General features: G+C 62.4%; 15 protein-coding genes and 1 tRNA gene. 3 read left to right on the top strand and 13 right to left on the bottom strand.

From position 1 onward, the window contains the following. Positions 1–94: 94 nt before the first annotated feature. Positions 95–841, bottom strand: coding sequence for a hypothetical protein (locus IEV82_RS09850; RefSeq protein WP_188481866.1), 747 nt, complete (start codon positions 839–841; stop codon positions 95–97). A gap of 528 nt (positions 842–1,369) precedes the next feature. Here IEV82_RS09850 and IEV82_RS09855 point away from each other — a divergent pair. The 3 genes from IEV82_RS09855 to IEV82_RS09865 are packed head-to-tail and all read left to right on the top strand — an operon-like array spanning position 1,370 to position 3,530. Continuing rightward, positions 1,370–1,825 (top strand): DUF2924 domain-containing protein, encoded by a 456-nt coding sequence (locus IEV82_RS09855; protein WP_188481867.1) that lies wholly within the window; start codon positions 1,370–1,372, stop codon positions 1,823–1,825. After that, positions 1,825–3,150 carry a recombinase family protein gene (locus IEV82_RS09860; protein WP_188481868.1) on the top strand — a complete coding sequence of 442 codons (1,326 nt, stop codon included), beginning with the start codon at positions 1,825–1,827 and terminating at the stop codon, positions 3,148–3,150. The genes IEV82_RS09855 and IEV82_RS09860 overlap by 1 nt, the downstream gene beginning before the upstream one ends. Continuing rightward, the gene (locus IEV82_RS09865) at positions 3,147–3,530 is read left to right on the top strand and encodes a ParB/RepB/Spo0J family partition protein (protein ID WP_188481869.1); all 384 of its coding nucleotides are present in this window, start codon (positions 3,147–3,149) and stop codon (positions 3,528–3,530) included. The genes IEV82_RS09860 and IEV82_RS09865 overlap by 4 nt, the downstream gene beginning before the upstream one ends. 3 nt (positions 3,531–3,533) lie before the next feature. Here IEV82_RS09865 and IEV82_RS09870 read toward each other — a convergent pair whose 3' ends face one another. The 12 genes from IEV82_RS09870 to IEV82_RS09925 all read right to left on the bottom strand — a co-directional run bounded on the left by IEV82_RS09870 (position 3,534) and on the right by IEV82_RS09925 (position 16,924). Then, the gene (locus IEV82_RS09870; protein WP_188481870.1) at positions 3,534–4,370 is read right to left on the bottom strand and encodes a protein NO VEIN domain-containing protein; all 837 of its coding nucleotides are present in this window, start codon (positions 4,368–4,370) and stop codon (positions 3,534–3,536) included. Between the two features lie 388 nt (positions 4,371–4,758). Next, positions 4,759–4,848: transfer RNA gene (locus tag IEV82_RS09875), tRNA-Ser, on the bottom strand. Between the two features lie 69 nt (positions 4,849–4,917). Then, positions 4,918–5,292, bottom strand: coding sequence for a hypothetical protein (locus tag IEV82_RS09880; protein WP_188481871.1), 375 nt, complete (start codon positions 5,290–5,292; stop codon positions 4,918–4,920). Further along, positions 5,292–6,020 (bottom strand): alanyl-tRNA editing protein, encoded by a 729-nt coding sequence (locus IEV82_RS09885; protein WP_188481872.1) that lies wholly within the window; start codon positions 6,018–6,020, stop codon positions 5,292–5,294. Before IEV82_RS09885 ends, IEV82_RS09880 begins: the two co-directional genes overlap by 1 nt. Then, positions 6,017–8,368 carry a DUF3772 domain-containing protein gene (locus tag IEV82_RS09890; RefSeq protein ID WP_188481873.1) on the bottom strand — a complete coding sequence of 784 codons (2,352 nt, stop codon included), beginning with the start codon at positions 8,366–8,368 and terminating at the stop codon, positions 6,017–6,019. Before IEV82_RS09890 ends, IEV82_RS09885 begins: the two co-directional genes overlap by 4 nt. Continuing rightward, entirely contained in the window at positions 8,365–9,399 is a 1,035-nt protein-coding gene (locus IEV82_RS09895; protein WP_188481874.1) for a cysteine synthase A, read from the bottom strand. Before IEV82_RS09895 ends, IEV82_RS09890 begins: the two co-directional genes overlap by 4 nt. Before the next feature lie 53 nt (positions 9,400–9,452). Then, the gene (locus IEV82_RS09900) at positions 9,453–10,589 is read right to left on the bottom strand and encodes an NUDIX domain-containing protein (protein ID WP_188481875.1); all 1,137 of its coding nucleotides are present in this window, start codon (positions 10,587–10,589) and stop codon (positions 9,453–9,455) included. Between the two features lie 6 nt (positions 10,590–10,595). Beyond that, complete coding sequence (locus IEV82_RS09905; protein ID WP_188481876.1) at positions 10,596–11,036, bottom strand: TrgA family protein; 441 nt, start codon at positions 11,034–11,036, stop codon at positions 10,596–10,598. Continuing rightward, on the bottom strand, positions 11,037–12,245 hold the full coding sequence (locus tag IEV82_RS09910; RefSeq protein ID WP_188481877.1) for an SAM-dependent methyltransferase: 1,209 nt from the start codon (positions 12,243–12,245) through the stop codon (positions 11,037–11,039). A gap of 176 nt (positions 12,246–12,421) precedes the next feature. Next, positions 12,422–13,837 (bottom strand): cryptochrome/photolyase family protein, encoded by a 1,416-nt coding sequence (locus tag IEV82_RS09915; RefSeq protein ID WP_188481878.1) that lies wholly within the window; start codon positions 13,835–13,837, stop codon positions 12,422–12,424. 127 nt (positions 13,838–13,964) lie between these two features. After that, positions 13,965–15,164 (bottom strand): aminotransferase class V-fold PLP-dependent enzyme, encoded by a 1,200-nt coding sequence (locus tag IEV82_RS09920; RefSeq protein WP_188481879.1) that lies wholly within the window; start codon positions 15,162–15,164, stop codon positions 13,965–13,967. A 116-nt stretch (positions 15,165–15,280) separates the two neighbouring features. Further along, complete coding sequence (locus IEV82_RS09925) at positions 15,281–16,924, bottom strand: BCCT family transporter (protein ID WP_188481880.1); 1,644 nt, start codon at positions 16,922–16,924, stop codon at positions 15,281–15,283. Between the last annotated feature and the right edge of the window lie 68 nt (positions 16,925–16,992).

Genomic DNA, 16,992 nt, shown 5'->3' on the forward strand with positions numbered 1-16,992 from the left:
CGGAGGTTCACGTTCTTGCCCGGACCATGGACGTTCATGGCAATTGCCTCCTTGCAGGAGGCAGCGGTCACACCGCATTCGATCAAGTACTGCTTCACGTTTTCCCTCTCCGTAGTGCGAGTTCGGTCGTGATTTTCTCAACCGCGTGGGAAGAAAACGCCCGCGCATCCACTCGGGAAATCGCCCTGCCATCGCGATAGTGGTTTTTCCCCAGCCAATCCCTGGCAAATGTCCGCATGATGAGGGCAGCCTCATTGCAATGCCGACGGACCGCACTGTCAAAGCTCTCGAGGTCATGGACGGAATGCGCAATGCGGCCCGGGCCGACCATGTTGTGGAGGTTTCGATCCACGTAATAGTGGATAACGCGCTCGACAAAGTTGGCGTAAAACGTCTGCGCCAAGGCTGCGAATTTATGCGTGCCCTTCAACCCGGCGAGTGAAGCCCGCACATCGTTCGCGCTGGGGCTCCACAGAGATGGAAGGTTCGATTGCATGCCCTCCGCCAACGCCGAAAGACCAGCGCGGCGGGCGATCTCCCCGAGGTCTGTATTCCCTTGGTGGATCCGACGCTGAACGCGCTCCACAGCATTGTCATACTGAAACAGGATTTCAGAAACCGACGAGGGCGTGGCGCCGTCGATGCCGATTTCGCCCAGTGACTTTGGTGAGTCTTTGGCCGCAGCTGCCTGAGGCAAGCGAATGAGCAACCAGAGCGCTTCGATGAAGACATCGTCTTTCAGAGCAAATTTCAGCGCTTCCCGACCAAATTCGGTAATCTGATCGGCCACCGCCTCGGTCGGAATGCCGCCGTCCACAATGTACCGAATGATTTCAGGCAAGGAGCGGTATGCCGGCATTCTACCAAGACGCTGATGCCCCATTTATTCTGCTTCCAAAGTTATCAGTGATCGAATCCGGTAGACACACGCCAATCAAATTTTCCCCCGAACCGGCGCCTCTTGCGCACTCAATTGTTCACTCTGTCCCGGACAATGACTCCCTTTTTAGTAATTGGTAAATAAAAAAAACACGCTTGAGGAGAAACAATCGCTTGGCGCGTCTATGAATGATTTCGAAGCAGCGCGCAGAAACCAGATAAGCGTTTGTTTCCGATTGTTTTTATCGGCTGACCGCATAGCGTTTCCCTGTTCAAAACGCTTTTCAAATGGTACTGCAATGAACCCCTTCCCTCCCAACAAGATGACCCCCGCCGAACGCCGCGCCGAACTCTGCGGCCTGCTGGCGCTCGGGTTGGTTCGGCTGCTTGGTAAGGATGGCCGCGAAGTATCTGACAATACTGGAGAACGTCGCCTACACTATCCCGACGACCAATGCCGTCATGCAACTCCAACTCACCGGAGAAACGCATGACGAAGCCCGACCCCATCCCCGCGCGCCTGGCCGCGCTGAAGTCCTTGTCCGTCACCCAGTTGAAGTCGGAGTGGCAGATGATCTTTGCCACGGCGGCGCCGAACAACAGCCGAGCGTTCCTCGAGAGCCGGTTGGCCTACCGCATTCAGGAGCTGACGTATGGAGGCCCTGATCGCGAAACTCGGCGCATGCTGGACCTGCTGGCCGACGAGGTCAGCGGCACCCTGACACGCAAGAGCCAGATCGCCGATCCTCGCAATCCCGTGGTCGGCACGAGGCTGATCCGAGAATGGAACGGGGTCGAGCACACGATCACGGTCCTGCGGGACGGGTTCGAATGGCAAGGCCGCCCCTACAAATCCTTGTCCGCGATCGCGCGCGCGATCACCGGGACGCGCTGGAATGGCTACCGCTTCTTCGGGTTACGCGAACGAAAGCGGGGGAATGATTGATGGATCAACGCGAAAATCCCGTCCGCCGCCACCGCTGCGCGATCTACACGCGCAAATCCTCCGAGGAAGGGCTGGAGCAGGAGTTCAACAGCCTGCACGCCCAGCGAGAGGCTTGCGAGGCCTACATCGCCAGCCAGCGCTCCGAGGGCTGGGCGCTGGTCCGCGATCAGTATGACGATGGCGGGATCTCGGGCGGGACGCTCGAACGGCCCGGCCTCAAGCAGCTTCTGGCCGACATCGAGGACGGCCTGATCGATGTGGTGGTCGTCTACAAGATCGACCGCCTGTCGCGGTCGCTGATGGACTTCTCGAAGCTGGTCGAGGTGTTCGACCGGAACGGCGTGACCTTCGTGTCGGTGACGCAGTCCTTCAACACCACCACGTCCATGGGGCGGTTGACGCTGAACATCCTGCTCAGTTTCGCGCAGTTCGAGCGCGAGGTCACAGCCGAGCGCATCCGTGACAAAGTCCGCGCCTCCCGAATGAAGGGCATGTGGATGGGCGGCTATGTCCCGCTCGGGTACGATGTAAAGGACCGCAAGCTCGTGGTGAACGAGGAAGAGGCCGCTACCGTGCGGGGCATCTTCGAGAGGTTCGTCGAGGTCGGATCAGCGACCGTGCTGGCCCGTGAACTGCGCCGCAAGGGGGTCCGCAACAAGCAGGGCACCTTGGTCGACAAGGGATATCTCTACAGGGTGCTGGTGAACCGCGTCTATCGCGGCGACGCGGTCCACAAGAGCAAGGCCTATCCCGGCGAGCATGCGGCCATCATCGACGCGCAGCTGTGGGATCAGGTCCATGCCATCTTGCGACAGAACCCGCGAAAGCGCGCCAACAACACCCGCGCGCAGGCGCCAGCGCTGCTCAAGGGGCTGATCTTCACGGCCACGGGCGCCGCCATGACCCCGAGCAGCACGAAGAAGGGCGCGCGGCGATACCGGTACTACGTCTCGATGGACGTCATCAAGAATCGCGAACCCAGCGACGCGGGCATCCCGCGCCGCCTTCCTGCCGACCTCGTGGAAGCGGCTGTGGTGACCGAGTTGCGGCGGGTGATGCGCGCGCCGTCGATCACGGCACAGGTCATTGCCCACTTGGCGCGCGAGGGTCACGCCTTCGCCGAGGCCGACGTGATCTCCGCGCTGCAGACGTTCGAGGACGTCTGGGACCAGCTGTTCCCTGCGGAGCAGACCCGGATCGTGCAGTTGTTGGTGCGCCGGGTCACCGTCACGTCCGAGGGGCTGGTCATTGATGTCCGGACCGACGGCGTCTCGGGCGTCATGCGCGACATGATGGCGCCACGAAAGAAGGTGGCGGCGGAATGATGAAACCCGACGAGTCCATCCAGATCTTCGTGCCGCTCAAGGTCCGCAAGCAGAACGGTCGGCCGAAGATCATGCCGCCCTCCACCTATCTGCCCAGCGAAGACCGGACACAGGATCCGCATATCCTGCGCGCCATCGGCCGGGCGTGGGGCTGGCGGCGGCGCATGGAAGCTGGCGAATTCAACACGGTCACCGATCTGGCGAAAGCCGTCGGGCTGGCCGAACGCCATGTCAGTCGACAGCTGCGGCTTGCCTATCTCGCGCCGGGGGTCCTCAAGCGATTGGTCTACAAGCGGGAGGTGCCCGCTGTGACCCTGTTGAAACTGACCGATGTCGCGGCCCTGCCATGGCACGCACAGCCGGAGCGGGTGTTCGACTAAGGCTCAGTGAAAGCTCGCCTGAAACGCCGTTGCGGTCAGCGAGACATGCGCGTCCAGTGGCGGGTGCAGTTCGAACGCCTTCGGCTCGCGTGAGAAATTCCACAGCCGGAACAGACGCCATTCCGACCGGCGCTCATCGGCCACGGCCAGTTCGTTGCGGGTGATGTGGAACGGCGTGCGCTCCCATCCGTTCGTGGTCTTGACCTCGATCAGCCGGGGTAGCCCGTCCGGGGCGAAACTCGCGATGTCGTAGCCCGCGCCGTCGCCATCCTCCTCCGACACCCAGCGCACCTTGCGCGCCAGATCGTCCCGTCCGGCCGTCCGCAAGGCCGCCCGCTCGTGCCCCAGCACACGTTCCTCTCCCGCGCGTCCGAGGGCCCGGTTGCGCTCGTCCCGGCCCGCCACGTCGAACTTGCGCGCGATGTGCAGCATCTGGTCCAACTCCTGCGGAGGCGGCTGGTTCGACAACGTCGGCGGCGGCCCGATCCAGATCTGCGCCGCCTCGCGTAGGCCAGCGGCGGGTTGCAACCGAGGTTGGCGCCCGAGCCAGGCCGGGTTCAGCGCCAGCCACCGCGCCACGGCATCCACCAGCGTCATCTGAAAATTGAATGCGGGCTTGTAGCCAGGGATCCAGTCCTCGCCGAGCCCCTTCAGCACCGCGCTGATGTTCTGATGCTTGAACTCGACGGACCCCTCGGACCGGTCGTTCAGCAGCGGCAGCAGCGCGCGGCGATGCTCGGCCTTGCTGTAGCGGCGCGCGGAGATGTCGTCGGCCAGCATCGCGAAGTAATCCGCGACGATCAGGTCGTTCTCTTCATCCGTCCAGGGCCCGTTCGACATTGCGCCAGGCTATGGGCGCGAAGTCTGTTTGTCATCAGAGACTTCCGGCAGGGTCCTGGCTCGCTTCGGACGCTTCCGCCGGACTTGGGGATCGGCCGCCGCAGAGCCGTCCTTCCGACCGCCCTGCGCCTTCGTGTCGGTCTCCGTCACCGGAATATTTCGCGAACGGGGCGAACCCATGAACGCGGCAACCCATTGGAAATGCGAGGATGTTTTACGCCGTCCCGTGACCGTCAAGGGGCGCTCGAAGAGAGACACGGGCCATTCGGAGACCCATTCTGCGTCGAGCGCCCAGTCTCCGGAAGGCGGATCGCCCAGCCAACGCCCTTTGAAACAAAAAGAAAAAAGGCCCCAATCGGGGCCCTTGGACGGATTCGGTGTCTGAATGTGGCGGACAGGAAGGGATTCGAACCCTCGAGACGGTCACCCGCCTACGCACTTTCCAGGCGCGCGCCTTCGACCACTCGGCCACCTGTCCGAGGCGGTGTTTAGAAGAAACCGTTGGGGGGATGCAAGGGCGATTGTTCAGATATATGGCAAGTTTGTATCAAACGCCGCGTGTGCGGAACCAGAGCCACAGGAAAACACCCGCGATGGCGATCTCGATGGCGGCCGCGCCCAGAATGGCCGGGCGCGCGGTCCCGGTCTGCCAGGCAGTGATCCCGGTCGCCGCCACACCCAGAAACGCAAGCGCACCGATCAGGCAGAGCGTGGCCAGAAACGGACCTGGCGCCAGCCCACGCGCAGAGACCAGAACCACGCCAAGCGCCAGCACGGCGGGGGAAAACCGGCGGGCGGGGAAATCCATGCCGGGCACGTAGCTGGTCGCGTATAGCTGGAAATAGCTGGACGGTGCCACCAGCAGAACCAGCCCCACGACAATCACGAAGCCGCCAACCGCAAGAAACAGCGCGCGCTGCATCATGTGTCGAGGGCGATGTTGACGCGGCGGTTCTGTTTGCCCTTGTTCTCGATCTTGCCAAAGACGACGCGTCCGATCTCGCCGGTGCGGGCGACATGGGTGCCACCACAGGGCTGCAGATCGACCTGCTCCTCGCCCTCTCCGATCCGCACGAGCCGCACCCGTCCGCTGCCGCGCGGCGGCTGCACGGACATGGTCTTGACCAGCGACGGGTTCGCCTCCAGCTCGGCATCGGTGATCCAGCTTTCGCTGACCACGAGGTCACGGTCGATCAGCCGGTTCAGCGTGTCCTCCAGCGCGTCGCGGTCCTCGGGTGGCTCCGGCATCATGAAATCCAGACGCCCGCGCCCTGCCCCGATGGCGCCGCCGGTGACCGGCAGCGGGATGACCACAGACAGCAGGTGCAGCGCGGTGTGCACCCGCATGTGCTTGAACCGCCGTTCCCAATCCAGCCGCTGAACCACATGCGCGCCGATGGGCGGCAGGCGGACCGGCTCTGCGGGCACCAGCACGCTGGTCCCGGCATCGCCCTTGACCGTGGTCGCAATGGCCAGTGTCCGGCCGTCCCAGTCGATCCAGCCGCTGTCCCCCGGTTGACCGCCCCCCGTCGGATAGAACAGCGCCGTGTCGAGGATGACACCGCCTTCCTCGGTGTGGGCGACCACGCGCGACGTCGCCTCGCGGGCATAGGCGTCGGTGCGAAAAAGCGGGTCCTGGGCGTCGGTCACGATGTCGGCTCCTCGGAAGATTCATTCCCGGCCCGCGCACCGGGCAGCGCTTCGGGGTTGCGCAGCCAGATGTCACGCTGAGCAAAGGGAATCTCGATCCCCTCCTTGCGGAACGCCTCGGTGATCTGGTGGTTCACCTCTGTCCGCACCACAAGGATCTTGGTCACGTCCCGAAGGATCATCCGCACGTCGAATTCCAGCGAATCCGCGCCGAACCCCTTGAAATGCACAAAAGGTTCCGGGTTCATCAGCACCATGTCGTGGTTGCGGGCGATCTTGAACAGGATGTCCTCGACCTTGCGGGTGTCGCTGCCATAGGCGACGCCGACATCCACCACCAGACGACCCAGAGTGTTGCCGCGCGTGTAGTTCGTCACGGAATTGGACACCAGATCGGCATTCGGCACGATCACCTCGGTCCGGTCAAAGGTCTCGATCCGGGTCGAGCGCACGGAGATGTCGCGCACCGTGCCGTGCTGGCCATTCACCTCGATCCAGTCTCCCTCGGAAATCGGACGTTCGATCAGCAGGATGATCCCCGACACGAAATTCTGCACGATGTTCTGCAGGCCGAAACCGATCCCGACCGACAGCGCACCGGCAACAAAGGCCAGCGCGGTGAGGTCGATGCCCGCCGCGGTGATCGCGACGATGGCCGCCAGGAAGATGCCAAGATAGCCGGTGCCCGACACGATGGCGGTCTGCCCGCCCTTGTCGAGCCGCGTCTTGGGCAGGACCGACCCGCGCAAACCGCCCTGCAACAGCCGGGTCAGGACGTAACCGATGACAAAGACAAAGGCGAAGGTCAGGAAATCGGTGGGCGAAATCCGCGTCTCGCCAAACGAGAACCCCGCCTGGAACCGCGCCCAAAGCTCGGTCAGGTCGGCCACCCGCGCGCCCCAGATCAGCGCCAGCACCGGCAGCGCCGCAACCGTCAGCACGCTGCCCGAGATGACCGGCAACAGGCTCTGGTTTTCGTCCAGCGGCGTACCGGTGAAGAGATGGTAGAGATCGCGCATCAGGCGCTGCAGCATCAACAGCAGCGCAAACAGACCGAGCGTCAAAATGGTCGGAAAGATCAGCGCTTCGGCAATGTTGAAATAGCCGACCCCCGACAGGATCGGCCCCGCGATACCGACCAGCATCGCACCCTGCCCCGCCAGCCGTGCAAGGCGGGACGGGAAGGTCAGCTGCTGGCTTTCCTCGGCGCCGTCCTCGCTCGTGACCCCCTCGGGCCCGGTGCGGCGCAGGATTTGGCCCAACCGGAACAGGATCAACCCGCAGAGCAGGTGGATGACGAACCCAAGCACCGCATGTGTCTCGTCCGCCCATTCACCGATCTCGGTGAGATAGGTGAACATCGCATTCAGCGCGAGCAGCCAGGACAGGGAATTGACGTAGTACCGCGCTTCGGTGCGGCGCTGTTGCGACAGCAGGATGGTGTTGATCTCGTCATCGCTCGAAAAGGTCTCGACGGCCAACCAGCGCGCCAGCAGCACGACGAACAGCATGTAAGGCAGCACGAAGATGATCTGGGTGCCACGCGTCCCGACCAGACCGCTCATGGTGATCGCCAGCACGAACAGGAACAGCCCTATCGTGGGCACGGCCAGACGCAACAGCGCCAGAAGCGTGCTCCAGACGCCGGTGCCCCTGCGGGTACGCGAACGCAGCCAGGCTCCCAGACGGTCGATCAGCTTGGGCGCACGGAACACCAGAAGCATCGAGAACGCGATGATCCCGAGGATCACCGGCAATTGGTCGAACACTTTCTCACGCACCGACTCGTCGGCCCAGTTGGTCCTCACCTCGCGGGCAATGTCGCGGAACGGAGAAATGACACTGGTGATCGCCGGCCCCCACAAACGCGGATCCAACGGCCCCGGGTCGCGTTCCAAAAGGCGTTCCGTCTCGCGCGAGCGGATGACCTCGTCGATGGAGGCGATCAGGCCGTTGGCGCGGTTATACGCCTCTTCGGCCCGCATCAGCGGCGCCTGGAGCTGGCTGATCTGGTCCCGCAGGTCCTGCCTGCGCTGCGCGATTTCCTCGGGTTCGGACCCCTCCTCTGGCGGCGGCCCCAAGGCATCAAGCTGGGATTGCAAGGTTCCCAGCCTCGGGTCTCCGGCGTTCTGCTGGCTCAGCAGCCGGTCGCGATACCCCGACAGGTCCGAACGCAGTTCCTCGAGGGTCTCGGTGGGTACATCACCTGTTTCTAGGGCAGCTTCGGCGCGGGAGGCAACGTCGCTCCACGCGTCGTAGTCGATTTGCGTCGATTGCGCCCAGACAGACGCCGACGCCAGCAGAACCAGAAGCGTTGCCGCCCGCAGCGCTGCCAGAAGCCGGGTCATGATTCCTCGAAGACGGTCGGAATATCCAGAGGAGCGGCCTGCATCCAATCGGGCACGGGCAAGCCTTTTTCACGCAGGAAGTCGGGATTGAACAGCTTGGACTGGTAGCGCGTGCCATAGTCACACAGGATCGTCACGATGGTGTGGCCCGGCCCCAGATCGCGCGCCATGCGCATCGCACCGGCGATGTTGATGCCGGACGATCCGCCAAGGCACAGACCTTCCTCGGCCAGCAGGTCGAACACAATGGGCAGCGCCTCGTCATCGGGGATCTGGTAGGCGAAATCCGGTGTGAACCCTTCGAGATTCGCCGTGATCCGCCCCTGCCCGATCCCTTCGGTGATCGACCCGCCCTCGGACTTGAATTCGCCGGTGGTATAGTACGAATAAAGCGCCGCTCCCATCGGATCGGCCAGACCGATCTTGACACCCTTGGGCTGAAGCACCTCTGCCACACCCGCAATCGTGCCACCCGACCCCACGGCGCAGACAAACCCGTCCACCTTGCCATCGGTCTGGCTCCAGATCTCGGGACCGGTGGTTTCGATATGCGCCTGCCGGTTGGCGACATTGTCGAACTGGTTGGCCCAGATCACACCCTCGTTGCTGCGCCGCGCCATTTCTTCGGCCAGACGGCCGGAATAGCGCACGTAGTTGTTGGGGTTCTTGTAGGGTGCCGCAGGCACTTCGACCAGTTCGGCCCCCGCCAGCCGCAGCATGTCCTTCTTTTCCTGGCTCTGCGTCTCGGGGATGACGATCACCGTCTTGAACCCCATCGACGCGCCCACCAGCGCAAGCCCGATGCCGGTATTTCCCGCCGTGCCCTCGACGATGGTGCCGCCCGGTTTCAGCAAGCCTTTTTCGATCGCATCCCTGATGATGAAAAGCGCCGCGCGATCCTTGACCGACTGGCCGGGATTCAGGAACTCCGCCTTGCCGAGGATGGTGCATCCCGTCAGGTCGCTGGCCTTGCGCAGCTTGATCAAAGGAGTGTTGCCGACTGCCTCGGCCAGTTCGCCCGCAAAACGCATGATGCCCCCGTCAGATGTGTTTGGTCAGGGTGTAAGACCGCTGGCCGAGGAACTCAAGCCGAGGCGCGCAATCTGCCGCGTTCCGCTGCCAGCCAGTACAGCATCATCACCAGCGGCCCCGCATTGATCTCGCCGCTCCGGACCAACCCCATCGCCGCGTCGAAGGGCATGACATGGCTGCGGATATCCTCGTGTTCCGATGCCAGACCGCCGCTTGACGCAGTGAATTCGGAAAGGTCGACAACGCCCAGGAAACAATGAAAAAACTCGGTCGAATATCCGGGCGATGCATAAACCCGCACCATTGGCTCCAGTGCGCCCAGCCGCAATCCGCTTTCCTCCATCGCCTCGCGCCGCGCAGTGTCGGCGGGCTCCTCGCCCGCATCGACCAGACCGGCGATGGGCTCGAACACCCAGGGCTGCGGATCATCGCGCCACAGCGGACCGAACCGCAGCTGTTCGACGAGGAGGATTTGATCGCTTGCCGGATCATAAGGCAGCACCAACGCGGCATCGAACGCCAGGAACGCCTCACGCATCACGCGCGGGCTGCGGGTGCCGTCGAACCGCTGATGGTCGAACCGAAACTCCGCCAGTTCGAAAAACCCGCGATACCCTTCGGCGCGCTCGTGCAGGGTCACATCCCCGGCGGTGTTCTTGTGTCGCCGCGTGGTCGGGCCGGGATTTGCCCGCGCGATCATCCGCGACCAGTGCCGTGCCATCAGGAACGGACGCAGGCTGGCCGCTGTTTCCGCGTCATACCGTGCCCGGCGCGCCATCACATCGCGCGCGGCACCCACGGCCATTTCACCCCAGCCGCGCACCCAGTCGCCCAGCACCCACTCCGCGCCTCGGGTCTGATCATGCGACATCGGATAAAAACAAAGCGCCGTAGTCTCGGTGCCAGACTCAACAACCGTCACTTCGCTCAGATGATAGGAAAATGCGCCTTCGTAATATCTTAGGCGATCTTCTTCATCTTCTGTCACAGCTTCGAGGATCACTCCGGGCGCGGTGTGACCCGGTGCTTTCTCGATCATCGGATAGGGTTGATCCTTGACCCAGGACACGCGGTGATCTGGCAAAACCGCCGGGTTCAACCGTTCGGACAGCGCATTCGGCCCGACACCCAGCACGGCTTCCAGCACGGGAACGTGGCACAGCGTGCCGTAGAAGAACAGGTCAGACAAACCGCTCTATTTCCAGCGCCGCGCCGCGTATTCCGAAAAATACCCCGTAAGCAGCGCTCCGACCAGGAAGGTCGAGATCATCATGGGGTTCATCAGCAGCGCGCCGTATTCGATGCCGATCTCGAAAATCGCCGAGAACGCCTCGACCGGGCCGTCAAACCGGCGCTTCATCGACTGGTCGAACATCTCGAGGCTGGCATGGACGAACACACACCAGAAGATCAGCGCCGCCACCCCGGTCAATCCGTTTGCAATCGCGTCCCGAGTGCCCCGCCCAGCCCGCGTGCCCACCACGATCCAGCCGACACATGCTCCGATTATGGCGTTGTATATGGAGAAATTACCGAAATACGTGCTGACCGGAAGCAGCGTCTTCACCAGTTCCGACGCCAGATATCCCAAAGCGGCCAGACACAGAGCAGCGATGGCTTTGGCGGCGGTTGGCATTCAGCTGGGTCTCGTAATTGTGATCTGGGTCACATCACAGTTTCCGCTACGAAAGGTCGCCGCGCAAGAGGTGAGATAAAAATTCCACATTCTGCGAAACCGGTCGTCAAAGCCCATGGCTGACACCTGATCCCATTTCTCGTTGAACGTGTCGTGCCAGCGCCGCAGCGTCTGGCTGTAGCTTTCACCGAACTCGATGGACTGCGCGACCTTGAGACCCGCCGCCTCGATTTCCTGTCGCAGCACGGCGGGGCTGGGCAGCATGCCGCCGGGGAAGATATATTTCTGAATGAAATCAACGCCGCGATTGTAAATCTCCCAGCGCGATTCCTCGACGGTGATGATCTGGAGCGTCGCGTGCTTGCCCGGCTTGAGGCAGTTCTTCACCGACTTGAAATAGGTCGGCCAATAGCGCTGACCAACCGCCTCGAACATCTCGATCGACGCGATGCCGTCATACTGACCGGTTTCATCCCGGTAATCCTGCAGCTTGAAGGTCACACGATCCGACAAACCTGCCTTGGCAATCCGCGCCACCGCGTAATTGTACTGCTGTTCGCTGATCGTCAGCCCGGTGACCATCAGCCCCCGCTCCTTGGCGGCATATTCCGCAAACCCGCCCCAGCCACAGCCGATCTCCAGCACGTGATCGCCGGGCTGCGCACCCATCTGGTCGACCATGCTCTTGTACTTGGCGATCTGCGCCCTTTCGGTGCTCTCCTGCCCGGTCTCGAACATGGCCGAGGAATAGGTCATCGTGTCATCCAGCCAAAGCGCGTAGAAATCATTGCCCAGATCGTAATGGTGGCTGATGTTCCGCTTGGCCTGACGCTTGGAGTTCGACTGCATCCAGAACCGGAGCAATTCGTACCAGCGCACGAACTTTATGGCCGGAAAGCTGTCATAGACATCGTTGTTTTCACCATGCACGAAATCCATGAAGGCCTGAAGATCGGGCGTGCTCCACCAGCCTTCGAGATAGGCATCGCTGAACCCCAGATCGCCGTCCCGGATCAGTCGGGCAAAAAGGTCATGGTTGTGCACATGCACTTCGGCCACCGGACCCGGCTCTTTGCCCTCGGCGCGAAAATGCCGCCCGTCGGGCAGGATGAAATCCACACGGCCCTTCCGCAACTTGTCTGCCATCGCGAAGACCTGCGCAAAATAGCGCGGCAGATCGGGTTGATTGTCGGTCGAGGTCAGGATCATTCAGGTCTTCCGCTGTCTAAGTTGGTCTTACTGGCCATAGGCTTACTGGGCAGGCAATTCGTTATCCCAAGGTAGTCCCACCCGGACAAAGACAAGATATACCGAACGTTAAGTAACGGATTTTGCTCGTAATGCGATAAATTTATCCGACAGCGCCTGCGGCGGCAAACCCCTTCTCAGAAATCGCGGTTCTCGTAGGCCGACAAGGCCCGCTTGCGTCCTTCGTCCGGCCCGACCACCGGATCGGGATAGGTGTCGCCCGCTGACAGACCCCAGGAGCGGGGGATCGCGTCGAAATAAGACAGCGCATCTTTGTGCGGATCGCTGTATTCCTCGGCGATCCAGCGGCTCACATAGTCGCGGTCCTTGTCGAACTTGTCGAGCTGCGTCACCGGGTTGAACACCCGGAAATAGGGCGTCGCATCCGGCCCCGACCCCGCCGACCATTGCCAGCCCATCGCGTTCGATGCCGGATCCCAGTCGATCAGGCAGTGATCGAACCAATCCATCCCGATTTTCCAGTGACACATCAGATGCTTGGTCAGGTAGCTGGCCACGATCATGCGCCCGCGATTGTGCATCCGACCGGTCACATACATCTCGCGCATCGCCGCATCGACAAACCGAATACCGGTGCGCCCCTGTTTCCAAGCCGTGACCTCGGCGCTGTCCGCGTCCTCGTTCCACGGAAACGCGTCCCAGTCCTCGCGCCAGTTGCTGCTCAGGATGCGCGGCGTGTGCCACATCAGGTGATAGGCGAACTCGCGCCAGACCAGTTCCTTGAGAAACGTTTCCGCCCCCGGTTTGCCATCCTGCATCGCCCGCTGTCCCGCGTGCCAGCATTGCGCCGGGCTGATCTCTCCCAACGACAGGTTTTCCGACAGGTTCGACGTGCCGTCGACTCCCGGAATGTCCCGCGTGCGGTCATAGTCAGCCACCTTGGTCGCCATGAACGCACCCAACCGCGTTTGCGCGGCCTGCTCACCAAGCTGCACAAACGGCCGCACCACGTCCGCGCCCCGGTCCATCGCCATCGCCAGATCCCAATCCGCAAGCGCCTCGCTGTCGGGCCAGTGATCCGGCGCAGGCAGGGAGGACGGCGCCGACAAAGGCACTGGCACATCGCGGTCGCGCACCGATTTCCAGAACGGCGTGTAGACCTTGTAATATTCCCCCTGCTTGGTCTCGACCGTCCAGGGCTCGAACATCAGGTGCCCGGCAAAGCTTTTGGCCTCGATCCCCTGCTCCTTCAGCGCCGCCTTCACGTCACTGTCGCGCGCCACAGACGCCGGATCATAAGCCCGCTGCCAATAGACCGCACCGGCACCCGTTTCCCTGACCAGCGCCGGGATCACGTCGCGCGCATCGCCCGAGCGCAGGATCAACCGGCTGCCCTTGGCCTCCAGCGCCTCGGCATAGGTCTCCAGCCCCAGCCCCAGGCGCCATTTGGGGGCCGCGCCAAGCCCCTCCACAGATGCGTCGCGCAGGACGACAGGGATCACCGGACCGCCACGCTCCACCGCCGCCACCAGGGCCGCATGATCGCTCAACCGCAGATCCCTGCGAATCCACACCAGTGTCGGAGATGTCATTGCCTTGCCCTTTTCATGTTTCCGCGCGACCTAGCAGCACCACGGCAAAGGTCAAACGACCCTGCCGCAGTCTCCGGTTCGCAGATAGTTTGGGTGGGTCCGCCGCAAGCAGACAGGAGCAGCACCCCTACAACACAGCGTCCAGCGCCTCGATCACCTTGGTCACCTCGGCCTCGGTCGTGTAATGCACGAAACTCAGGCGCAACACGCCCTTGTCCATGTCCACGCCCATCGCCTCAAGCGCGCGCACCGCGTAGAAATCGCCGCCGCCGCACATGATCCCGTGCTGCGCCATCTCTGCCGCGACCTCTTCACCGGGCCGGTTCAGCGCCAGCGCCACGGTGGGCGCGCGCGAAGAGGCCTCGGAGGGGCCGATGAGCCGCACCGAATTGCGGTCCTTCACCGCGTCCAGCAGCGGCTGCAACAGCGCCACCTCATGGTCGCGCATCACGTCATGCATGTCCCGCGCCGACACCCCGTGATGTGCGCCCAGCGCTTCCATGTAGTCGACCATGCCCGCACAGGCCGCGATCTGCGCATGATCCGGTCCCGCAGGCGTGAACCGCTTGTAGAGCGCGCCTGCGTTGAAATAATGCCCCTGGTTCGGCAGGATCTGCCCCAGTGTCCGGCGGATCACCATGATCCCCTGATGCGGACCGTAGGTCTTGTAGCTTGAAAACAGGTAAACATCCGGCCCCAGATCACCGACATTGACAAAGCCATGCGGCGCATAGCTGACCCCATCGACACAGACGAACGCCCCCGCCGCATGGCACAGCGCCGTGATCTCAAGCACCGGGTTGATCTCGCCCACCACGTTGGAACAATGCGGGAAACACACCAGCCGCACGCTGTCATCCAGAAGGTTTTCCAGATCGGCGATGTCCAGATGCCCGGTGTCGCGGTTCACCTTCCATTCCCGAACTTCGATCCCCTTGTTGACCAGATGCCGCCACGGCCCGGTATTGGCTTCGTGATCCTGGTTGGTCACGATGATCGCTTCACCCGGCTGCAGGTATTGCCGGAAGGCCTGCGCCAGAACATAGGTATTCTGCGTCGTGGAGGGCCCGAAACTGACCTCGTCGGTCTCGACCCCCAGCAATGCTGCCAGCCGCGACCGCGCCTCGTCCATCTCGTCTCCGCCCAGTTGTGACGCCTCATAGGGCGCATAGGGCTGCACCTTGCGGGTCCGGTAGAATCGCGTCAGCCGGTCGATCACCTGCCCACAGGCAAAAGATCCGCCTGCGTTCTCGAAAAACGCCTGTCCCTGCAACGAGGGCTCCGAAAATGCGGGGAAGTTTGAACGAACGAAGTCGATATCGAGCATGGTCTTTTTATTCCTTGAGGACACAGCACCAACGCGGGCCAGAAGATACGGGTGACATGGCACAGGAAAACCGCCCCGAACGGTGCCGGGGCGGAGTATAGCGCAAAAAGCGCGGATCAGAGAATGCGACGTTCGGCCTGCAACCCTTTCCAGATGGCGAAACACATCACCAGCAGAACGATGGTAAACGGCAAGCCGGTCGAAATCACCATGGATTGCAACGACTGCAACCCGCCCGCCGAGAGCAGCAGCACGATCGCCACCGCTCCTTCGAAGATGCACCAGAACACCCGCTGCGGCACCGGCGCATCGACCTTGCCGCCTGCCGTGATCGTGTCGATGACCAGCGAACCCGAGTCCGACGAGGTGACGAAGAACACGATCACCAGAACGATGCCGATAAAGCTGGTGATGCTCGCAAGCGGCAACCCGTCCAGCATCTTGAACAGTTGCAATTCAAGCGGTGCGTCCTGCGCCGCCGTATAGCCGTCCAGCACCACTTGCTGGATCGCGACGCCGCCAAAGACCGACATCCACAGCACACAGACCATCGACGGGATCAACAGCACGCAGGTGATGAACTCGCGCACGGTCCGGCCCCGGCTGACACGGGCGATGAACATGCCCACGAACGGCGACCAGCTGATCCACCACGCCCAGTAGAACGAGGTCCAGCCCTGCACGAAGTTGGTGTCTTCACGACCCACCGGGTTCGACAGCGCGGGCAGATACGTCAGGTAAGCGGCAAGGTAATCGACAAACCCGGTCAGGATCGCCAGCGTCGGTCCGGCAAAGAGCACGAACAGCAGCAGCAGCGCCGCAAGCCCCATGTTGATCTCCGACAGCACCTTGACCCCGCCATCAAGCCCGCGCACGACCGAGATGAGCGCCACGGCGGTGATCGCCGAGATCAGGATCACTTCGGTGGTCGAACTCACCGGCACGCCGAAGAGCTCGTTCAGACCCGCATTGGCCTGCGTCGCGCCAAAGCCCAGCGACGTGGCCAGACCGAACAAAGTGGCGAACACCGCCAGAATGTCGATCACATGCCCGGGCCAGCCCCAGACCCGGTCGCCCAGAAGCGGATAGAACGCCGACCGGATCGTCAGCGGCAGGCCCTTGTTGTAGGAAAACAGCGCGAGCGCCAAGGCCACGATGGCATAGATCGCCCAAGGGTGCAGACCCCAGTGAAAGATCGTCGCCGCAAAGGCCAGCCGAACGGCCGCCTCCTCATCGCCACCCGCCGCACCCAAAGGTGCCCAATCGGTGCGCGCCCCGCCCTCTGACGCGGTGCCGCCAAGGGACGCCGCGAAATGGCTCATCGGTTCGGACACGCCGTAGAACATCAGGCCAATGCCCATGCCCGCGGCGAACAGCATCGCGAACCAGCCGACATAATTGTAATCCGGCGTGGCCTCCGCGCCACCCAGCCGCACCGATCCCACCGGCAGCACGATCAGGGCAAGGCAGAACAGCACAAAGATATTGGCGGCAGTCAGGAAGAACCAGTCGAACCCCTGCGTGACGGTGCTGAACATCCATGTGAACATGGCACCCGACTGTTCGGGCAGGGCCAGCGTGTAAAAGACAAAGGCAATGATGCACACACCGGACACCACGAAGACCGGGTTGTGGATATCAAGGCCCAGCGGCCCGATCTTGGTCTCGAAATTGTCCTGTCCAATCTCGTAATCGGTCTCGATGATCTGCGACGACCCCTCTGGTTCGGGTATCCCCTGATTTGCTGAAGTATCGGCCATGAAACGGCCCCCCATATTTTTTCTGAAATTGACTGACGGTTATGCGCGTCAGAACACAGCCGGTTCCG

It is taken from the genome of Marivita lacus, assembly GCF_014637725.1.
GTDB classification, from domain to species: Bacteria; Pseudomonadota; Alphaproteobacteria; order Rhodobacterales; family Rhodobacteraceae; genus Marivita; species Marivita lacus.